We start from the raw sequence: 18186 nt of genomic DNA on the forward strand, positions 1-18186 counted from the left end.
TGTTCATCCGTGAGCATTTGTCGGGGCATGGCAGGCTTGCAGTTTGTTGGCTTAGGAACCTTTATTCTGTGAGCTTGCCCCTATCCTGCCAATACCCCTGCCATGAAACGTCAACAGACCCTAGCGCCGTCGTTACATCTGTCTTTCGATACTTTTACGGCTCCAAGCGCCAAATTAGCACTTCCCCATACAGCCTTCCACAATTCTGCCATATTTCACATGCTTTTTCGTAGAGGCACAAAAAAGCGCCTCCGCAGAGGCGCTTTTCCATCAGGGCGCACGCCCATCAGACAAACACCTGCGTCTACTCAGCACGCTTGTGAGAACGGCGCGGGCGAGCTGCTGCACGGTATGGTCTCCGTTATTTACCCGCGACGACGGGCAGTTCCACCATCACTTTTAACCCGCCGGCGCTGGCGCGGCTGAGCTGCATACGGCCGCTGTAAAGAGCCACCAGGTCAGTCACAATTGCCAGCCCCAGGCCACTACCCGGGCGCTGTTCGTCCAGTCGTTTGCCGCGCTGTACCGCCTGCTGACACTCCGCTTCGGACATGCCGGGGCCGTCATCGCTAACGGTCAGGGTTAACTGCTGCTCGCCTCCTGCTACCTTTAGCTGCACATCGCCGTGTGCCCAGCGCAGCGCATTATCTAGTAAGTTGCCTACCAGCTCCTGGATATCCTGCTCATCCATATGCACCTTGATGTCACCCGCCCAGGTGGGGCGCAGCGCAATGCCGCGCCGCTGGGCAAGCCTGGCCAGCCCATGGAGCAGCGGCGCCAGGGTGGCGTGCAAATCAATGGGCGCAAAGCGTGCGCCTTCGCCCGCTGCCGATGCCCGCGCCAGGTGGTGGCGTACCGCACTATCCACGCGCGCCAGCTCAACCTCCCAGGCGGCACGGTTCTCTTGTGGCAGTTGTCGTAGCTGTAAGCGCATCACACTCAGCGGTGTTTTCAGCGCATGGGCAAGGTTGCCAGCGGTATGGCGTCCGCGCTCGATCAGGCGCTGATCGCGGACCAGCACCGCGTTCATCGAGGCTGCCAGGGTCGCCAGTTCATCAGGCAAGCGGGTATCCAACTGCTCCGCACTCCCCTGCTCTACATCCTTTAGATTGGCGTGCATGCGGCGCAGCGGCGCCAGCCCCCAGCGCACCTGCAGCGCCAATACGCCCAGCAGCAGCACGCCAAGGCCGGCCATACCACCCCACAGCAGGCGTTGAAATTCACCAATATCCCGGGCTAATGCATCGTCCTGCGCGGCCACACTAATATGCAGCGGCGCTGCTAACGGCGCCAGGTAGATATCGCGCTCCACCACCCGCAGCGACTGGCTTCGGGGGCCGGGTATCGAGCGGGCGCTAATCGCGTCATTGTCGATGACCGGCAGGCGCTGATCCCACAGTGAACGCGAAGCCAGGGTGTTTTCCGCGCCATCGGTAATTTGCCAGTACCAGCCGGAGTAGACATTCTCAAAACGCGGATCGCCCAACGCCCGGTCGTGGACGAGCTGCTGTTCAAGGCGATCATAGGTAACGCCCGCGATAATGACGTTCAGGGTGGCCCCCAGGCGCTCGTCAAAGGCCTGCGTGGCCGAAGTACGGTAGTGATGAGACAGCAGCGTACCCGCGATGGGCAGCGCCAGCCCGACCATCACCAAGGCGGCCAGCAGTAGCCGCACGCTGATAGAGCGCTTTGCCCAGCGGTCTTTCCAGGCGGTGGTATTCTGGCTCATTCGCCCGCAGGCTCTTCAGCCAATAGCCGATAGCCCTGACCACGCAGGGTAGCAATGCGCCAGCTACCCAATTTTCGGCGCAGACGGCTGACCTGAACATCAATCACGTTGGAGTCCGGTTCGTGGTCGCGGTCGTAAACGTGCTCTGAAAGCTCAGTACGGCTGACGATCCGCGGCGCGGCGTGCATCAAATAACCCAGCAGACGGGTCTCCTGGGCGGTTAACCCCACCGGGCGACCGGCAAGCGAAACGTGCTGAGTATGAGTATCCAGACTCAGCTCGCCCACTTTCAGCACCGGGTGGGCGTGACCATGACTGCGGCGCACCAGGGCGCGCAGGCGAAAGAGTACTTCCGCCGATTCGAACGGTTTGGTGACGTAATCATCGGCACCGGCGGTAAATCCTGCGGCTTTATCGGCCCAGCGCTCTCGGGCGGTAAGGATCAGCACCGGCAGGTCGATGCCATCTTCCCGCCAGGCGGAAAGCCAGCGGGTGCCATCGCCATCGGGCAGTCCAACATCCAGAATCAGCGTGTCGTAGGCTTCCGTACGCACTAGAAAATCAGCGTCCTGGCCCGTCGCCGCATGCTCTACCAACCAGTCTCCGTCGCGTAGCGCCTGGCTGAGTTCACGGGTGAGCGCCTGGTCATCCTCTACCAACAAACACTTCATCGGCTAACTACCCTTCTTTTGATATGGCAAATGGGAGCAACAGGCTAACGGCGCATATCGTTGATACGCACTCCCTCGATGGACATCAACTGGCCGTTATGGCCGTCAAATTCGAACTCGACGACTTGCCCTTGCGGACCCAGCAGCTTGATTTCGTACTCGATCTCTCCCTCTTCACGCTCTACCTCAACCTCCAGCACTTCACCTATATAGTGGGCTTCCAGCCAATCCAGAATGGAGTCGAGAGGCACCACTTCACCACGGCGTACTTCGTCGTGTAACGATTCCCAATGCTGATTGCCCGCAGCGCTGCCCACCAGCAGTAGCACCAGGCCTAAACCAGTGACATTGCGGCGAGCGCTTCGCGGGAAGCTGCCCAGCGGCTGTATAAGACGACGGAATAGGTTACGCATAATACCAGCATGCCAAAAACAACATGAACGCTAGATGAACAGCTTCTTCAGCTTAAGGAAAGTATCGCAGTGGTATAAATTCCCTATCGCATCCGCTGAATGCGATTGATCCATTCTCGTACAGAGAATCATGTACAAATACGTAAGGAAGGAATTTGCCATGAACACCATGAAAAAAATGCTGCTGATCCCAACCTCTGCCCTGCTGCTTGCCGCTGCTGCGGGTAGCGCCCAGGCCGACTCACTGCCGATGGATCGCATCGATGACGTATTGACCCACGCCAATGAATACGGCTTCAGCCACTACGAAGAAGTCAGCATTCAAAACCGTGGCCGCGTAGAAGTGGAAGGTTGGCTCGACGATGAGTGGTACGCCGACGTGGAATTTTCCCTCGATAACGGTGAAACACTACAAGAGCAACGTGAACGCCTGATCACCAGTGCCTGGGGTATGGGCAAAGACGATATCCGCAAGGCGCTGGACGTGGCAAGTCAGGAGGGAATGGTTGAGTTTGAAGATCTCGATATCGACAAGACCGGTATCATCGATGTAGAAGGCCGCGATAAAGATGGACATGAGCTGGAAATCAGCGTGCGTCAGGGTTCTTCCGAAGTCACCCAAATTGAGCGCGATTAATGTCTCCAGCTAAGCGCTTCGCAGGCTCCCCACGGGGAGCCTGCTGCGTTTATGGTAGGCCGTTGAAGCATGCCGCTAAACTTATAGCGCCGACTTTATCAGGGTGCTGGAGAGTTAGGAACTCGGCTCGTCGGTGCTATCTGCCACTCCCCGCCAGCCCAGCAGGCAAAGCGGCTTCCCAGCCTGATGGCGGCGGTGTCCAAGCGTTTGATTATCCCGTCATCAGGATAAGCCGTGATCGGCTGCCTGCTTGTACTGCTTGAGCTGGCAAACCCGCGCCTTGAGCAGCGAAATGCTCTGGTCAGCGACAATCACCGGCTGCAGCGTGCCGCCGCCGGATAGGCTCTCCGTCCACCAGAACTCGGTCTCCGCCTCGCGAAACGTGAGCCACGCCCGCTGGGCTTTCTTCAGCGCGGCCTGCTCATCCGACGCAAGGCTCTCCATCAGCTCCTGATAGACCATGTTCAGCTCCGTATCCCAGCCCTTGTACGCCCGGCCCTGAGCGTTGCGCATCTCAAGCGTCACGCCGCCGCTTGCGTCCATATCCCGCTCGAACTGCACGTCGATGGGATGCGGGTGCCCGGAATCGCAGAACGGCTCTGCGGCAAGTGTCAGCGGCGCGAAGGCTGCCAGGGAAAGAGCCAGAAAGGATTTTTGCATGGTGCCTCCGGTGAGCTGGGGTTAAGCAGGAACCAGCGTTAACGTCGCCGGGAACCAAACCTATGCCGAGGTTAAACACCACAGCGAGGTCACTTCCGCGCTGCGTGCGGCATAGAGCGGGTCGGTGCTGTCCTGGCTGCGGCCGTGCTTGGGCTGGGTGTCGAGCCGGTATTTAACCTCCAGCTTCGCCTCGGCAAACCACGCTAACAGCTGCTCTCGGGTACGCAGCTGCAGGTGCTCGGCCAGATCGGACAGAATTAGCCACACCTCACCGTGCGGTGCCAAATGCGCACGCACACCCTGCAAGAAGCCGCGCAGCATCCGGCTTTTGGGGTCGTACACGGCGAGCTCCAGCGCCGAGCTGGGCTTCGCCGGCAGCCAGGGCGGGTTGCACACGATCAGATCGGCCAACGGCTGCCCCGTCGGGAACAGATCAACCTCTTGCAGCTGTACTCCCGAAAGCGCGGCTCGCTCAATATTGTCTTCAGCGCAGACTAACGCCCGCGGGTTGGAATCCGTAGCGACGACCTGCCCTCCCCCGCGCTGCGCCAAAATGATCGCCAGCAGCCCCGTGCCGGTGCCGATATCAAAGGCCACGTCGTGTTTGGCCGGCAGCGGTGCGTCCTGCATCAGCGACACATACTCATGCCGCGTGGGCGCAAACACCCCGTAATGCGGAAAGATCGGTTGCTCCAGCCCGGCAATGGGCACGCCTTTCTCACGCCACTGGGCGGCCCCCAGCGCGCCCTGCAGGTCGCGTAACGATATCAGGCAAGGCTCATCCAGCGCGCCAAACGCGGCCTCGCAGGCGGTGCTCAGGTCAGGTGCGCGACGCAGGCGGCAAACGTAACCGGCATCCAGCTCCAGCAGCAGCCGCCCCAGCGTTCTCGCCCGCTGGGCCTGAGCCTGACGCTGCTGATGGAAGGCGCTGGCCGTGGTGCTTTCGGCATCAGGCTTCTTGCCAAGCTTGGCGGCTTTGCTAGCCTTACGCTGCTCGGCACGACTGATGCGCCGGTTCATGGCCTGCATGAGCTGCAGGGCATTATGAAAATCCCCGCGCCACAGCAGGTAGTTGCCCTCGCACGCTAGGCGATAAGCGTGATCGGCCGTCGTCTGGTCATCCACGGGTACGATGTGCGCCGGCGCCGCGTAACCACTCTCGGAAAGCCAAAGCGCCCTGCGAGGTGTCTGCCCATCCTGCCACTGCACGTACGGTTTTTCTGCCTGGGACACATTCATGCCTTTATCTTGTGAATTCGTGGGGTAAGCGCAGGGCTTTGGACCAATGAGTAGAGGCAGGAGGGCCAGCGTCGGCATGCGCCGATGCGAGGGATGGAAAAGAGTTCGCGAAATTCTGCACCAATCCCCATCCCATGTGAATGCCACGCCCAAAAACAGCAGCACGGATGCGGCTAAAAAACGCTGCATCTCCCGGTCAACGAACCTTCGTCTGTTTGCGGATTTAGCTGTCTTCCGTTTCATAACGCCAATATTCAGCGGCAGCCTTGACGGAGCGAAGCGGAGTCAAGGCTGTCCGGTGGAGGCCCACCAGGGCCGGAACGAACTGGAATGACTGGTTAGGTGCTTTCCGGTACAGAAACCCATTCATCCTCGCCCTTCTGGTGGAACACAGCAATGATTCGGATATCGGTCTCACCCTTTTTAGTAAACTTGGCCCTAAACGGATGATTGGGTGTCAATGCGCCAGCCATAGGGCGCATCGAAATGACGTTAACAGAGGCACCAGCATGAGTGGCGGCACGCTTATTGAAGCCGCCTAAGAAAGGTTGACTATTCTGCATTGACCACACGATCTCTTCCTCCGAGTTTTGCGTAACAAAACCAAAGTGTGGATTGGGCTCCATCAAGTGCGATGCTCGGATGGTTACTACTATAGATCCATCTCCGGTCTTCGCATTGGTATATGAAAGATTTGAGAAACCCTGATGCTGCGGGGTAAAGGATGCGTGGCCTTGGGTGACGCTGACAATCTGAGCGATTGCGGCCTCAAGTCCAACTGTGTGCATGTCAATAAAAAGCGTCTGCTTCAATACCGGCGGCATTTCACTGCCATCAACCCTGACGGGGACGATACGCGTTTTTCCTTTTGTGGCAGAGTAGAGCGCATTTTGCCATTCAATCCTCACCATCCCGCTTTCTAAGCTGTTGGCGGAAACAAAGAAAAACACAAACTCGGGCGCTTGAAGGCCCCTATTCATTTCGTCGATTATGCCGTCACCTGGGCTAATGGACCACGAATCATAGAAAACCTGATCCCGGCCAAATATATCGGCAAGCTTCAACGCAGCTGCCTCAACCAGCGGTTTATCCTTGTAATTGTGGCTAAGAAATATTTTATGAGTCATTTCCGTTTAAGACCTTCAGACGTTACAGATTGGCATAACATTCGCGCCGACTGGGCCACCTAACGCATAGTTAAGCGGCGTGCGTAAGTACGTCCGGTGGAGGCCCGAAAGGGCCGTAGCGAACTTGAACGACTTGTTAGAAGTGCTAGAAAAAACCACTGCACTGTCCGGCGCTGTTACAAGACTGGCCATAGAAAACGACCCAGCCGACCATGCTTGACACGACGAAGCCACCAAGGCCAACCTGATATAAAAGTGCACCGTGTTTTAACCCCATTTCAGCATATATTTCATTGGCCTGCGCCTTCGACTCGAGTGTGGAGCGGGGAGGGAGATTCATGAAAAATGCGATGGCTGCCGCCCATGCTGGGATTGATACTGACCAGTTGAACACGGCAGAAACAAACCAAAGAAGGCTGCCGCTACCAAAACCCATAGGAAAGGTTTCCCACCAAGGTAGAAAATAAAATTGTAGGTTTGCTTCAGCACTACGTTGACAAAAAAACCAAGGGCCAATATTCCAATGATACTGAGCACCATATCCATATGCTTTACCTTCTAACGCTTGCAGCATGCGCGCCCACGGAATGGAGCCGAAGGCGCAATGTAGTGGGCGTCGCCGTGCCTGCACTTGTTAGGCGCGTCACCGGTTCCGCCCATAAGTAATGTCATCCATCCCTTTAACATACTCTTCAAGAAGGCCGAGATGATCTAGAATCCGATATGCATTACGATCCATAGCATCCTGCTTGTGCGCATCGTTGATTTGACACCAAGGACAGAAGTCGCTCCCGGCACCTACCGGCTCTCGACAGGTTTTGCAGCTTACCGCAACTGGTGAAATGCTGTTATCGGTGAAGGAAAGTGGCGATCCATTTGTATCGACAAAGTATGGAATCGCATTGCTTCTTCCGACCTTCATCTGGAGGTATTCACAGGAAAGATTGTCTGCCGCAGCCTGCAGGTTCTGAATGGTTTCTTGAGAAGCACGAGGACCGCAGATCAAAGCAGTAACGCACTCTTTGGGTATGTCCAACAACATCATGCCGTTGTGCTTTCGTATTTCACTCTCCGAGGCGAGCATGCGGCGCTCCTGTTCGTAGCTCCAACACTCCAACTTTGTGAAGTAAGCGGCGTTAAAAACGCCACTCCTCAGCATGTAGGTATATCGCGGCTTGCCGATAGCATATGCTCGATACAGCGTCTCTTTTAGCCCATCGTCAGCCGCTGTCTTGTATTTAACGTCGTCGAAACGACATTCGGGGAAGCGCTCTTGTAGCTTCTCCTCGTCAAATTCAATAGCAAACCCAGTAAGATTCTGTGCATAGTGCGCCCACATTGGGGTCACGGCAGGCGAGTGCGAAAAACAAGTGGTCGGGAACTGGGGCAATTCGCCGATGGCATCTGCGTAAAGCGCCAGCACTTCTGGCTTTTCGTTGAAATCAATCGTCAAGAACAATTCATAAGGGTCATTGAAGTCTTTTGGAAACGAAAACTTCGCGCTTACCTCTTGGTCACCTACTACGTCATGCAAGTAGGACGACCCCACGTATTTGTATATTCGATTGCTCAATCCATACCTCCAGTGAAGCCTAACAGGTATTAGACGGCACGCTCGGATATTGAATGAACGTGCCAGCTCGTTTAACAAAATTACCCAGCGTACCTTTCTTTTCCTAACTCATTGATATTATGAAATATTAAGAATAGTTCGGCAGCCTAAGCAGGATTCGCGTGCTTGCGCGTTTTGCTTGGACCAATAACACTGTAGGCATAGCCAGCTCATGAGGAACGACACATGGATATGCAAAGCAGACCCCCGCAGCTGATGGACTGACTAAAGCCACCATGTGATTAAAATGTTCCAATTTTTCGGTACCTCATATGGTGGGAGAATCAATTTGCTGAGGCAACATCTTCGCGGACTAAAGTCCGCTCCCACCATGTGAGATACTTTAGTGCCACTATTACCTCTTCGTGGACTAAAGTCCGATTATGCCCGTTTTCTGGGTATTCCCACCCTGTGAAATACTGCAGTGCCTATAAGCCCGCTCCCACCATGTGAAATCTCTCAGTGCCATCGTTACGTCTGTCTTTCGCTAGCGCCAAATTAGCATTCTCCGAACCACCCTTCCACATTCCTGCCACATTTCTCATGCTTTTTTCGTAGCGGCACAAAAAAGCGCCTCCGCAGAGGCGCTTTTGATAGCGGGGGCGCTACGCCCTATCAGGCAAACACTTCCGTCCACTCGTCGCGCTTGGCGAGGAGGTCGCGGGCGAGTTCGTGGGCGCCTTCCAGGCTGTGGCTGGCGGCCCAGCCGCACTGCATTTCGTTGCAGGCGGGGACTTCGTCGGCGTTGACCACGTCTTTCAGGGTGTTTTCGATGATGTCCAGTACGGCGTCGTAGTCGTCATGGTTGATCATGGCGATGTAAAAGCCGGTCTGGCAGCCCATGGGGCTGATGTCGACGACCTTGTTGGAGTGGTTGCGCGAGTGCTCGGCCATCATGTGCTCGAGCGAGTGCAGCGCGGGCATGTCCATGTGGCCCTTGTTGGGCTGGCAGATGCGCAGGTCGTACTTGTAGATCTGGTCGCCGTGGGCGCCTTTGGTGACGTCTGCCAGGCGGACGTACGGCGCTTTTACCTTGGTGTGGTCCAGGTTAAAGCTTTCGACGTTCATCTTCTCTTCGGCCATGTTGCCTCCTGTGCAAAATCGGTTTGACGCCCGACGTCAGACATCGGGGGCGTCGAAATTGTTCGGCTCGTCGGTGTAGACGCAGACGTTGGCGTCTTCGATGTCGCCGCCCGACGCGAGCTTTTCGGCGAAGAACTGCTTGATTTCCTTGCGCTGGCAGTGCGCCTCGAACGCCGCGCGATTGGCCCAGACCTCGTGAAACACGATGGGGTAGCTATCGCCCTGGGCAAAGGGGTTATCGATCTTGCGGGTAACGGTGTAGCGCAGGCAGGCGTCTTCCCGGTGGCCGTTGGGCTCGAGTTCCTGCAGCGCTCTGAACACAGCGTCTTCCTTGCCGGGTTTGGGTTTGAAGCTGGCAACGCAGTAAATCTTTTGTGACATGACCTCATCCTTTCCGAGACATCACGAATTGGTATTCCCCATTATGCGATGCATAACCAGGACTTACCAACCCACAGGCGGGAGCGCCGCTGCCGAGCAGCGGCGCAAAGATGGCGCGAATCCCTGGATCAGCTGCCTGAGGCCGACTCCATGCCGCCCAGGCAGAAGAACTTGGTCTCCAGGTATTCGTCGATCCCCGTGGGACCGCCTTCCCGGCCAAGGCCGGACTCTTTCACCCCGCCGAAGGGCACCGGCGCGCCGGTCATCTTCACCGAGTTGACGCTCACCAGGCCAAACTCCAGCCCGCGCATGATCTTCCAGATACGGCGCACGTCATGGGTGTAAAGGTAAGAGGCCAGACCGTACTCGGTGTCGTTGGCAAGCTCGATGGCCTCCTCGTCGGTGGAGTACGGCAGAATGCCGGCCACCGGGGAAAAGCTCTCTTCGTCCCAGACTTTCATGCCCCGGGAAATGCCCGTCAGCATGACCGGCATGAAGAAGTTATCGCCGGCCACCGGCGTCTGGGTGCTCTGGTGCAGCGTCGCCCCCTTGTCCACGGCGTCATCGACGATGCTCTGGGCCTTTTCCACCGCCTTGCCGTGGATCAGCGGGCCAAGGTCCACGCCGTCTTCCAGGCCGTTGCCCACGGTGAGCGCCGACATGCTGTTCTTGAACGCTTCCACAAAGGCGTCGTGGATCGATTCGTGGGCCAGAATACGGTTGGCCGCGAGGCAGTCCTGCCCGGAGGTCTGGTACTTGGCCGCCACTGCCGCCTCGGCAGCTTCGGTCGGGTCCATGTCCGGGCCGACGATAAAGGGCGCGTTGCCGCCAAGCTCCATGGAGAGGCGCTTGACGGTGCTCGCGCTCTGCTCCATCAGCAGCTCCCCAACGCGGGTGGAGCCGGTGAACGAAAGCGCCCTGACGCGCGGCTCGGCGCACAGCACCTTGGATACCGTCGACGGCTCACCCAGCACCACGTTGAGCACGCCGGCGGGAATACCCGCGCGCTCGCCAAGCTCGGCAAGCGCCAGCGCGGTGAACGGCGTCTCGTTGGACGGCTTGATCACAGTGGGGCAGCCGGCGGCAAGCGCGGCGGCGGCCTTGCGGGTGATCATCGCCAGCGGGAAGTTCCACGGCGTAATCAGCGCGGCGATACCCACCGGCTCCTTGAGCGACCCCAGGGCCGCGTTGGGCATGTGGCTGGGAATGGTGTCGCCGTAGGTGCGCTTGCCCTCTTCGGCGAACCAGCGGATGAAGCTGGCGCCGTACTGCACCTCCCCCCGGGAGTCGCCGATGGCCTTGCCCTGCTCCAGGGTCATGATGGTCGCCAGGTCTTCGCTGTGCTCCTGGAGCAGCGCGTACCAGGCTTCGAGAATCTCGCTGCGCTCGTTGGCGCGCAGCGCCCGCCAGCCGGCAAAGGCCGCGTCGGCGGCGTCTACCGCGGCGGTAATCTGGCCTTCTTCCAGCACCGGGATGTGGCCCAGCACTTCGCCGGTGGCCGGGTCGGTGACGGGCTCTTCGCGGCCGCCTTCGCCGTGGGTCCATTTACCGTTGAGGTAGGCATACTGGCGAAACAGGCGCGGATCCTGCAGACGATCGGACAGTATAGTAGACGGTGCTGTCATGAAACCCCTCCTTATCGGGTGCCGGTATCTTTCGCAGGCATCTGTTGCAAACAAGAACCTGTCGATACCTTAAGCGGTTGATACCACAAGGATAAGGGAATTCACGCGGGAAGTGCTTTTGAATGCGCCGGCCCAGCATGCGCTTTTTTTGGCGCCGCCGTTGGAAAGTCTCGATTTTTTTGGCGCCGGGGCTTCAAGCGCCTATCAGGCGAGCTCGTCTTCGTCGATGGCCGGGGTGGCGCGCTTGATCGTCTTGGTGACGATATAGGTGAAGTAGCGCTCGATGCCGGCGTCGGACAGCAGCCAGCGGTCCATGGCGCGCTGGTAGCTGTCGATGCTCGCCACCTCGAACTTCACCAGGTAATCAACGCCCCCGCCCACGGCCACGCATTCGGTGGCCTCGGGGGTTTCCATGACCAGCGCCTCGAAGCGCGAAAAGCTTTCCACGCTGTGCTGCTTGAGCTCGATCTGCACCCACACCGAGTTGCCGGGCATTAGTACCTGCGTGTTGATGCGCGCGCTGTAGCCTTCGATGATGCCGGCTTCTTCCAGCCGCCTGACCCGCTCCCAGCACGGGCTGACCGAGAGGTTGATGGCCTCGGCCAGTTTGGACTTGGTGATTCGCCCGTCCCGGGAGAGGATCGCGAGGATTCTTACGTCGTAACGGTCGAGTTTAAGCATGGATTTGGACTTGGGCATGGGCTCAGGCGTCGAGGCCCTCCACCACGTCGGCAATCACGGCAAGCGTATCGCCAATGTGGGCAAGCGCCGGCGCCCGCCGCGCCATCAGAATGCCGTCGCGCCCGGCGTGATAGTCAACCGGGGCGCTTCCGGTGCGGGTCACGTCGTATATCCGCGCAATGGGCTGCCCTTTGGTGACCTCGTCGCCCAATGCTACCAGCAGTTCCAGAAGCCCGGAGTGCTCGCTTTGCACGTAGCAGCTGGCATCGGGCATGTCGAGATACACCTGGGGCTTGGCGGGTAGCGCCGGCTCGCCTTCGATCAGGCCGTGGTGAATCAGGAAGTTGCGCACGCCGCGCTCGGCAATGTCGACGGTATAAGGGGTCGAGGTGCCGCCGCCGCCAAGCTCGGTGGTGACGAATACCTTGCCCTGATCCTCGCAAACGGTATCAAAAAGGTGGGTGGCGTCCAGCTCGAACATGATCATGGCGTAGGGCGCGCCGAAGGTCTTGGCGCTGGCCAGCGCCGCCGCCTGCTGCTCCTTGTTGTCGAGCACGTGGGACGCGGCGTAGGGCAGGATATCCAGGGTGCGCCCGCCGGAGTGCAGGTCCAGCACTACGTCGGCCATGGGCACCATTTCCCGGGTGAAGTAGTCGGCGATCTGCTCGGTGGCGCTGCCGTCCGGGTCGCCGGGGAAGCAGCGGTTGAGGTTGCCGCCGTCGAGCCCCGAGGTGCGCTTGCCTGCGGTCACCGCCGGGGTGTTGAAGCAGGGCACGATGATCACCCGCCCGGTCACGTCCTCGGCCTTGAGAGTCGCGGCAAGCTTCAACAGTGCGGTAATGCCTTCATACTCGTCGCCGTGGTTGCCCGCGGTCAACAGCGCCGTTGGACCTTCGCCGTTCTTGACCACGGTCACCGGCACCATCACCGCGCCCCAGGCCGAGTCATCCACGGAAATCGGCAGGTTGAGAAAGCCGTGCTGCACGCCGTCGGCGTTGAAGTCCACCGTGGGCGTAATCGGGCTTTGACGCTTGCTCATGACAGTGCTCCTCAAGGAATGACGGGCGCCGCGCGGGCTTGCCGGCGCTAGTGTACGAACAGCTGACGGGGGAAGTTGGCGAGGGTCTCGCAGCCGTTTTCGGTGATCAGGATGCTCTCGGTAATCTCAAGCCCCCAGCCGTCTTCCCACAGGCCGGGCATGAAGTGAAAAGTCATGCCCGGCTCCAGCACGGACTCGTCCGACGGGCGCAGGCTCATGGTGCGCTCGCCCCAGTCCGGCGGGTAGGAAATGCCGATGGGGTAGCCGCAGCGCGCCCCGCCGCGGTCGAAGCCGTATTTGTCCATGGCCGAGCCCAGGGCCTTGGCGATATCCGCGGTGCGGTTGCCGGGCTTGGCCACTTCAAGCCCTTGCTCGATGCCTTCCAGCAGCGCCGACTCGGCGCGCAGGAACTCCCGGCTCGGCCGGCCCAGAAACACCGTGCGCGAGGTCGGCGCGTGGTAGCGCTTGTAGACCCCGGCAATCTCGAAAAACGTGCCCTCGCCTTCGCGAAACGGCGTGTCGTCCCAGGTCAGGTGCGGCGCGGCGGCGGCCTTGCCCGTGGGCAAAAGCGGCACAATGGCCGGGTAGTCGCCGCCGTGGACCTTGCCGTTGTCGTCGGTAAAGCCTTCGATGGCCACCCGGTAGATCTCGGACACCAGCTTGCTCTTGGCCAGGCCCGGCTCGATCATTTCCAGAATCCGCGTGTGCATGCCCTCGACGATCTTGCCGGCAATGCGCATATAGGCGATTTCCTGGGGCGACTTGATCGCCCGGCACCAGTTGACCAGGCCGTTGGCGTCTGCAAAGCGGGCGTGGGGCAGCTCCCGGCGCAGGCACAGGTAGGCCTGGGCGGAGAAGTAGTAGTTGTCCATTTCCATGCCCACCACGCCGCGGTCCCAGCCGCGCTGGGGCAGAATTGACTGCGCCAGGTAGTCCATGGGGTGCATGTCAGGATTCTGGACGTAGTAGTCCGGATAGTAGGTAATGTTGTCCGGATCGATCCAACAGGTCAAAAGCGCGCCGTTGGCGTCCATGCGCCGACCGTACCACATCGGCTCGCCTTCCAGGCCGACCACCACGCACTGGTGCACGTAAAACGACCAGCCGTCGTAGCCGGTCAGCCACGCCATGTTGGAAGGGTCGCTGACAATCAGCGCATCAATGCCCCGGCTGGCCATTTCGGCGCGTACTTTCCAGAGCCGGTTGGCGTACTCCTCACGCGTAAAGGGCAGGGATACCTGAGACATTGCGCAACTCGCCTTAACGTTCACCAAGAACCGGACGTCAATAAAGCGTTTCCCGGGCCACGTGAGCGACCTGGCCCGCCGCACAAGGCCTGCCATCGTCGTCTCAGCGATACTAGCACCCTCGCGCCGCTCAGGGTCAAAACCTTTATTACAAAAATCGCAACCAGCCGTGATAGCGTTACCGCAACGCCCGAACAACGGCGACACAAGCCAGCCAAAGGAGACTGCATGAAAATCGTCGTCCACAACGATAGCGCCAGCCGCTGGTGCGCGGCGCTTGAAAACGCCTTTCCCCACGCTACCGTCGTCACCACCAACGACTCCGCCGAGGCGCGGCAAAACGCCGACTACCTCGCCGTGTGGAAGCCGCCCGAATGGCTGCTGGCGGAACAAACGCAGCTTAAAGGCATCATTAACCTGGGTGCCGGAGTCGATGCCCTGCTGGCAACGCCCGGGCTTCCTGACAGCGTGCCGGTGGTCAAGCTGCGCGATGCGGGCATGGCGGCTCCCATGGCCGACTACGTGCTCTACGGCGTGCTGCACTTCTACCGCAGCTTCGATGCCTACGTTCGCCTTCAGGCCGACGCCCGCTGGGAGCCCCAGGCCGTCCCCGACAAGGCCGACTGGCCGGTAGGCGTGCTCGGCCTTGGCGCCATCGGCGCCCACGTCGCGCAGGCGCTTGCCCATGCGGGATTTCCCGTGATGGGCTGGAGCCGCACCGCCAAGGACATCGACGGCGTGGACTGCCACCACGGCGACGAAGGCCTGGACACCGTGCTCGGCCGTGCCCGGACCCTGGTCACCCTGCTGCCGGACACCGACGCCACGCGCGGGCTGCTTGACGCCCGGCGCCTGGCGCAGCTCCCCGAAGGCGCTACCCTGATCAACCCCGGGCGCGGCGCGCTGATCGACGAGCCCGCCCTGCTCGAGGCGCTCGGTGACGGGACGACGCCCGGGCACCTGCGCGGTGCGCTGCTCGACGTCTTCGTCACCGAGCCGCTGCCGGCAGACGACCCCCTGTGGCAGCACCCCAGGGTGGCGGTGACCCCGCACACCTCGGCGCCCACGCCGCTCACCGGCGCCATTGATCAGGTCATTGACACTCTGCGCGCCTTTGAGGCCGGCGAGCCGGTTAGCACCGTCAACCCCGCTGCCGGCTACTGACGCTCGCCGCGCCGGGCGCTATACTTTTCGCCCTTGTCGCCGTCTGTCGCCCGACGAGTGGCCGACACTGTTACAAGAACTGTTTACAAAAACTGTTTCCAGGAGAGGCTTGATGCCGATTATGTCACGTATCTTGCCCGCCGCTGCCGCAGCGCTTGGGCTCATCGCCGGGCTTGCCGAGCCGGCGTTTGCCGAGTCGCCGGCGCTGCGTCCGGTCGAGGCCTTCAAGGCCCAGTACAAGCTGAAGGTCGACGGCTGGCCGGGTGCCACCCTGAATCACGTCATGAGTCAGGAAGGCCGCCACTGGAAAAGCGCCATGCGTTTTTCCATCGCCGTGGCCAGCGGCCGGGAGCGCAGCCGCTTTATCGCCAGCGAAGAGTCCACTCATTCGCTGCACTACTACAGCGGCTACTCGCTGTTCGGCGTGGGCGACAGCTACGAGCTCGCCGATGCCGACATCGACACCCTGGACCGCCAGACGGCGCTGGTGGACCTGGCCCGCCGCGCCGGGCGCGAAGACTGCAGCCAAAGCGCCCCCTGCGACGTGCATTTTGTCGACCACCGCGGGCGCGACGAAAACTTCCACTACTACGCCGACGGCACGCGCGAGCTCGAGGTGCCCGCCGGGCGCTTCGACGCCCAGTCGGTGGTGCTGCTGGACGCGGACAAACCCGACCGGGAGCTGCGAATCAACTACCATCCCGATTACCCCGGCCTGATCGTTGACGCCAGCTACTGGAAAGACGGCAAACGCGAAACGCACATCACCCTGACTCGGCTAAACTAAAGCGTTCATCATTCATCCTGAACCCAGCCACCCCAAGGAAGGCCGCCCTCTTTCATGTTTTCCGGATTGCTCATCGTGCTGTTACCGCTGGTGGCAGGGTACCTTGTCCGGGTGCGCTCGCCGCGCCTGCAGGGCTTGATCAACCACGCGGTTAACGGCTCTATCTACGTTATCCTTCTGCTGATGGGCGCAAGCCTTGCCGGGCTTGAGAACCTGTCGAGCCAGCTTTCTCGGCTGGGGGGCAGCGCGCTTTTGCTGTTCGCGCTGACCAGCGCCTGCAATTTTGCAGCGCTTGGGTGGCTATCCCACCGGCTGGCGATGCGCGCGGAAACGCCCCCCAGCGCCAGCAATGCGCCGGTTGGCAAATTCGCCGCCATGAAAGGCTCGCTTTCGCTGCTGGGCGTCGTGGCCCTTGGCGTTATCCTTGGCCTACTGCTGGGCCCGATAGTAGGCCAGGGGCTTTTTCACGGCGCCGAAGTGCTCGCCGAATGGGTGCTGTACGTGCTGCTGGCGCTGATCGGCTGCCAGCTACGCAACTCCGGCATGCCGCTCAGGCGGATTCTGCTCAACCGCAACGGGCTTGCCATTGCCCTGACGCTTGCCGCCAGTTCGCTGGTGGCGGGGCTGGCGGCGGCCCCGCTGCTGTCGATCAGCTGGAACGAGGGGTTGGCCATGGCCTCGGGGTTTGGCTGGTACTCGCTCTCGGCGATCCTGATCGGCGACCAGCTCGGTCCGCTCATGGGCGGCGTGGCGTTTTTCAACGACCTTGCCCGGGAGCTTCTGACCTTCGTGCTGGTACCGCTGGTGATCCAGCGCCATGCGGCGCTCGCCATCGGCTACGGCGGCGCCACCTCCATGGACTTCGCCCTGCCGGTAATTCAGCAGCACGGCGGCGTAACCTTCGTACCGGTGGCGGTGGTCAGCGGCTTTCTGCTGTCGCTTTTATCCCCGCCGCTGATACTTTTCTGGCTATCGCTGTAATCGGCGCAAGGGGGCACGATGGGACTACACGAAATCACCCTGGGCGGACTTTTGCTGCCGCCGATGCTGGTATACGTAGCGCTGGGGCTAGCGGCCACGCTGCTGCTGCGCGCCCTGCTTTATCGCCTGCAAAAAAGCCGGCGGCCATGGTTTGAGGCGTGGTTTGACACCGCGCTGTTCGTGCTCTGTACGGCGGCTACCGCCTACGTGTTCTCTGCGTCTTTTCCCGCCATCGGAGCCTTTTGAGATGTCCACCCTGCTGCGCACCCTGGTCACGCTGGTTATCGTAAGTCTTGCTGCGGCTGCCGGCTGGTGGCTATGGCAGTATTATCTCTACACCCCCTGGACCCGGGACGGCCGCGTGCGCGCCGATATCATTACCGTGGCGCCGGACGTTTCCGGGCGGGTCACCGCCCTTGCGGTGGCCGACAGCCAGCGCGTGGCCAAAGGCGACACCCTGTTTCGCATCGACGCCGAGCGCTACCAGGCAAGCGCGGACAAGGCCCAGGCGGTAATGGAGCAGCGCCAGGCCGAGCTGGAGCTTGCCCGCCACGAGGCCTCCCGGCGCAGCCGGCTGGGGCGCGCGGCGATCAGCGAAGAAGACAAGGAAACCTCGCGCATCAACAGCCGCGTGGCCGCGGCCACGCTTGCCCAGGCGCAGAGCGCGGTTGCCAGCGCTCAGCTGGATCTTGCGCGTACCACCATCACCGCGCCGGTCGCCGGGCACGTTCTTAACCTGCAGCTCAACGAGGGCAACTACGCCAGCGCCGGCAAGCCGGTGTTGGCGCTGGTCGCGTCGGATTCCTACTACGTCACCGGCTATTTCGAAGAAACCAAGATGCCCCGGGTGCACGTCGGGGACCCGGCACGCATCAAGCTGATGGGCGCCGAGCACGAGCTTACCGGCCGCGTTGCCGGTATCGGGCGCGCCATTGCCGACCCCAACGCCGCTCCCAACGAGCAGCTGCTGCCCAAGGTGCAGCCGACGTTCAGCTGGGTGCGCCTGGCCCAGCGCATTCCGGTACGCATCGCTCTGGATGAGATTCCCGACGGCATGACGCTAAGCGCGGGCATGACCGCCTCGGTGCACATCGAACCGGAGCCCTGAGC

Annotated in this window: 20 protein-coding genes; 6 read left to right on the forward strand and 14 right to left on the reverse strand. The window is 60.5% G+C overall.

Annotated features, from left to right (window positions below; translation table 11 throughout):
• Positions 1-361: 361 nt before the first annotated feature.
• From RS027_RS00005 to RS027_RS00015, 3 genes are read right to left on the reverse strand one after another with little or no spacing between them, the layout of a single operon-like run.
• Positions 362-1729: a sensor histidine kinase gene (locus RS027_RS00005; protein ID WP_311952020.1), complete on the reverse strand. Its 1368-nt coding sequence runs from the start codon at positions 1727-1729 to the stop codon at positions 362-364.
• Positions 1726-2400 (reverse strand): winged helix-turn-helix domain-containing protein, encoded by a 675-nt coding sequence (locus RS027_RS00010; protein WP_311882934.1) that lies wholly within the window; start codon positions 2398-2400, stop codon positions 1726-1728. Before RS027_RS00010 ends, RS027_RS00005 begins: the two co-directional genes overlap by 4 nt.
• A gap of 44 nt (positions 2401-2444) precedes the next feature.
• Positions 2445-2813 carry a hypothetical protein gene (locus RS027_RS00015; RefSeq protein ID WP_311952025.1) on the reverse strand — a complete coding sequence of 123 codons (369 nt, stop codon included), beginning with the start codon at positions 2811-2813 and terminating at the stop codon, positions 2445-2447.
• 160 nt (positions 2814-2973) lie between these two features.
• Here RS027_RS00015 and RS027_RS00020 point away from each other — a divergent pair, with 160 nt between their 5' ends.
• Positions 2974-3450 (forward strand): PepSY domain-containing protein, encoded by a 477-nt coding sequence (locus RS027_RS00020; RefSeq protein ID WP_311952030.1) that lies wholly within the window; start codon positions 2974-2976, stop codon positions 3448-3450.
• 222 nt (positions 3451-3672) lie between these two features.
• Here the strand turns inward: RS027_RS00020 and RS027_RS00025 are convergent, their stop codons facing one another.
• From RS027_RS00025 to doeA, 11 genes are all read right to left on the reverse strand, one after another.
• Complete coding sequence (locus RS027_RS00025) at positions 3673-4110, reverse strand: lysozyme inhibitor LprI family protein (protein ID WP_311952033.1); 438 nt, start codon at positions 4108-4110, stop codon at positions 3673-3675.
• Between the two features lie 60 nt (positions 4111-4170).
• Positions 4171-5592, reverse strand: a complete 1422-nt coding sequence (locus tag RS027_RS00030) for a methyltransferase (RefSeq protein WP_311952036.1) — start codon at positions 5590-5592, stop codon at positions 4171-4173.
• A gap of 95 nt (positions 5593-5687) precedes the next feature.
• Complete coding sequence (locus RS027_RS00035) at positions 5688-6476, reverse strand: toll/interleukin-1 receptor domain-containing protein (protein WP_311952039.1); 789 nt, start codon at positions 6474-6476, stop codon at positions 5688-5690.
• Positions 6477-6621: 145 nt separating this feature from the next.
• Positions 6622-7050 (reverse strand): hypothetical protein, encoded by a 429-nt coding sequence (locus RS027_RS00040; protein ID WP_311952042.1) that lies wholly within the window; start codon positions 7048-7050, stop codon positions 6622-6624.
• Positions 7051-7119: 69 nt separating this feature from the next.
• Complete coding sequence (locus RS027_RS00045) at positions 7120-8049, reverse strand: DUF2971 domain-containing protein (RefSeq protein ID WP_311952045.1); 930 nt, start codon at positions 8047-8049, stop codon at positions 7120-7122.
• Between the two features lie 654 nt (positions 8050-8703).
• Positions 8704-9171, reverse strand: coding sequence for an S-ribosylhomocysteine lyase (locus RS027_RS00050; protein ID WP_311952048.1), 468 nt, complete (start codon positions 9169-9171; stop codon positions 8704-8706).
• A 36-nt stretch (positions 9172-9207) separates the two neighbouring features.
• Positions 9208-9552 (reverse strand): putative quinol monooxygenase, encoded by a 345-nt coding sequence (locus RS027_RS00055; protein WP_311952050.1) that lies wholly within the window; start codon positions 9550-9552, stop codon positions 9208-9210.
• 128 nt (positions 9553-9680) lie between these two features.
• Entirely contained in the window at positions 9681-11177 is a 1497-nt protein-coding gene (locus tag RS027_RS00060) for an NAD-dependent succinate-semialdehyde dehydrogenase (RefSeq protein WP_311952053.1), read from the reverse strand.
• 204 nt (positions 11178-11381) lie between these two features.
• Positions 11382-11858, reverse strand: coding sequence for an Lrp/AsnC family transcriptional regulator (locus RS027_RS00065; RefSeq protein WP_311952525.1), 477 nt, complete (start codon positions 11856-11858; stop codon positions 11382-11384).
• A gap of 22 nt (positions 11859-11880) precedes the next feature.
• Positions 11881-12897 (reverse strand): N(2)-acetyl-L-2,4-diaminobutanoate deacetylase DoeB, encoded by a 1017-nt coding sequence (doeB, locus tag RS027_RS00070; protein ID WP_311952056.1) that lies wholly within the window; start codon positions 12895-12897, stop codon positions 11881-11883.
• Between the two features lie 47 nt (positions 12898-12944).
• Complete coding sequence (gene doeA / locus RS027_RS00075) at positions 12945-14144, reverse strand: ectoine hydrolase DoeA (RefSeq protein ID WP_311952060.1); 1200 nt, start codon at positions 14142-14144, stop codon at positions 12945-12947.
• 228 nt (positions 14145-14372) lie between these two features.
• On the opposite strand from doeA, the gene RS027_RS00080 reads away from it, so the two are divergent.
• The 5 genes from RS027_RS00080 (at position 14373) to RS027_RS00100 (ending at position 18184) form a co-directional block, all read left to right on the forward strand.
• Entirely contained in the window at positions 14373-15308 is a 936-nt protein-coding gene (locus tag RS027_RS00080; protein ID WP_311952065.1) for a 2-hydroxyacid dehydrogenase, read from the forward strand.
• 112 nt (positions 15309-15420) lie between these two features.
• Positions 15421-16095 (forward strand): hypothetical protein, encoded by a 675-nt coding sequence (locus tag RS027_RS00085; RefSeq protein WP_311952068.1) that lies wholly within the window; start codon positions 15421-15423, stop codon positions 16093-16095.
• Positions 16096-16149: 54 nt separating this feature from the next.
• Positions 16150-17076, forward strand: a complete 927-nt coding sequence (locus tag RS027_RS00090; RefSeq protein ID WP_311952078.1) for a LysO family transporter — start codon at positions 16150-16152, stop codon at positions 17074-17076.
• Between the two features lie 18 nt (positions 17077-17094).
• Positions 17095-17322: a DUF1656 domain-containing protein gene (locus tag RS027_RS00095; protein ID WP_311952080.1), complete on the forward strand. Its 228-nt coding sequence runs from the start codon at positions 17095-17097 to the stop codon at positions 17320-17322.
• A 1-nt stretch (position 17323) separates the two neighbouring features.
• A complete protein-coding gene (locus tag RS027_RS00100) occupies positions 17324-18184 on the forward strand; it encodes an efflux RND transporter periplasmic adaptor subunit (RefSeq protein WP_311952082.1) in 861 nt (286 codons plus the stop codon).
• Positions 18185-18186: the final 2 nt, after the last annotated feature.

This window comes from Halomonas garicola, assembly GCF_031935715.1.
GTDB lineage: Bacteria > Pseudomonadota > Gammaproteobacteria > Pseudomonadales > Halomonadaceae > Vreelandella > Vreelandella garicola.

Coding starts and splice junctions, on each gene's coding strand:
- RS027_RS00005 (WP_311952020.1), bottom strand. CDS start 1,729: ATGAGCCAGAATACCACCGCCTGGAAAGACCGCTGGGCAAAGCGCTCT.
- RS027_RS00010 (WP_311882934.1), bottom strand. CDS start 2,400: ATGAAGTGTTTGTTGGTAGAGGATGACCAGGCGCTCACCCGTGAACTC.
- RS027_RS00015 (WP_311952025.1), bottom strand. CDS start 2,813: ATGCGTAACCTATTCCGTCGTCTTATACAGCCGCTGGGCAGCTTCCCG.
- RS027_RS00020 (WP_311952030.1), top strand. CDS start 2,974: ATGAACACCATGAAAAAAATGCTGCTGATCCCAACCTCTGCCCTGCTG.
- RS027_RS00025 (WP_311952033.1), bottom strand. CDS start 4,110: ATGCAAAAATCCTTTCTGGCTCTTTCCCTGGCAGCCTTCGCGCCGCTG.
- RS027_RS00030 (WP_311952036.1), bottom strand. CDS start 5,592: ATGAAACGGAAGACAGCTAAATCCGCAAACAGACGAAGGTTCGTTGAC.
- RS027_RS00035 (WP_311952039.1), bottom strand. CDS start 6,476: ATGACTCATAAAATATTTCTTAGCCACAATTACAAGGATAAACCGCTG.
- RS027_RS00040 (WP_311952042.1), bottom strand. CDS start 7,050: ATGCTGCAAGCGTTAGAAGGTAAAGCATATGGATATGGTGCTCAGTAT.
- RS027_RS00050 (WP_311952048.1), bottom strand. CDS start 9,171: ATGGCCGAAGAGAAGATGAACGTCGAAAGCTTTAACCTGGACCACACC.
- RS027_RS00055 (WP_311952050.1), bottom strand. CDS start 9,552: ATGTCACAAAAGATTTACTGCGTTGCCAGCTTCAAACCCAAACCCGGC.
- RS027_RS00060 (WP_311952053.1), bottom strand. CDS start 11,177: ATGACAGCACCGTCTACTATACTGTCCGATCGTCTGCAGGATCCGCGC.
- RS027_RS00065 (WP_311952525.1), bottom strand. CDS start 11,858: ATGCTTAAACTCGACCGTTACGACGTAAGAATCCTCGCGATCCTCTCC.
- doeB (WP_311952056.1), bottom strand. CDS start 12,897: ATGAGCAAGCGTCAAAGCCCGATTACGCCCACGGTGGACTTCAACGCC.
- doeA (WP_311952060.1), bottom strand. CDS start 14,144: ATGTCTCAGGTATCCCTGCCCTTTACGCGTGAGGAGTACGCCAACCGG.
- RS027_RS00080 (WP_311952065.1), top strand. CDS start 14,373: ATGAAAATCGTCGTCCACAACGATAGCGCCAGCCGCTGGTGCGCGGCG.
- RS027_RS00085 (WP_311952068.1), top strand. CDS start 15,421: ATGCCGATTATGTCACGTATCTTGCCCGCCGCTGCCGCAGCGCTTGGG.
- RS027_RS00090 (WP_311952078.1), top strand. CDS start 16,150: ATGTTTTCCGGATTGCTCATCGTGCTGTTACCGCTGGTGGCAGGGTAC.
- RS027_RS00095 (WP_311952080.1), top strand. CDS start 17,095: ATGGGACTACACGAAATCACCCTGGGCGGACTTTTGCTGCCGCCGATG.
- RS027_RS00100 (WP_311952082.1), top strand. CDS start 17,324: ATGTCCACCCTGCTGCGCACCCTGGTCACGCTGGTTATCGTAAGTCTT.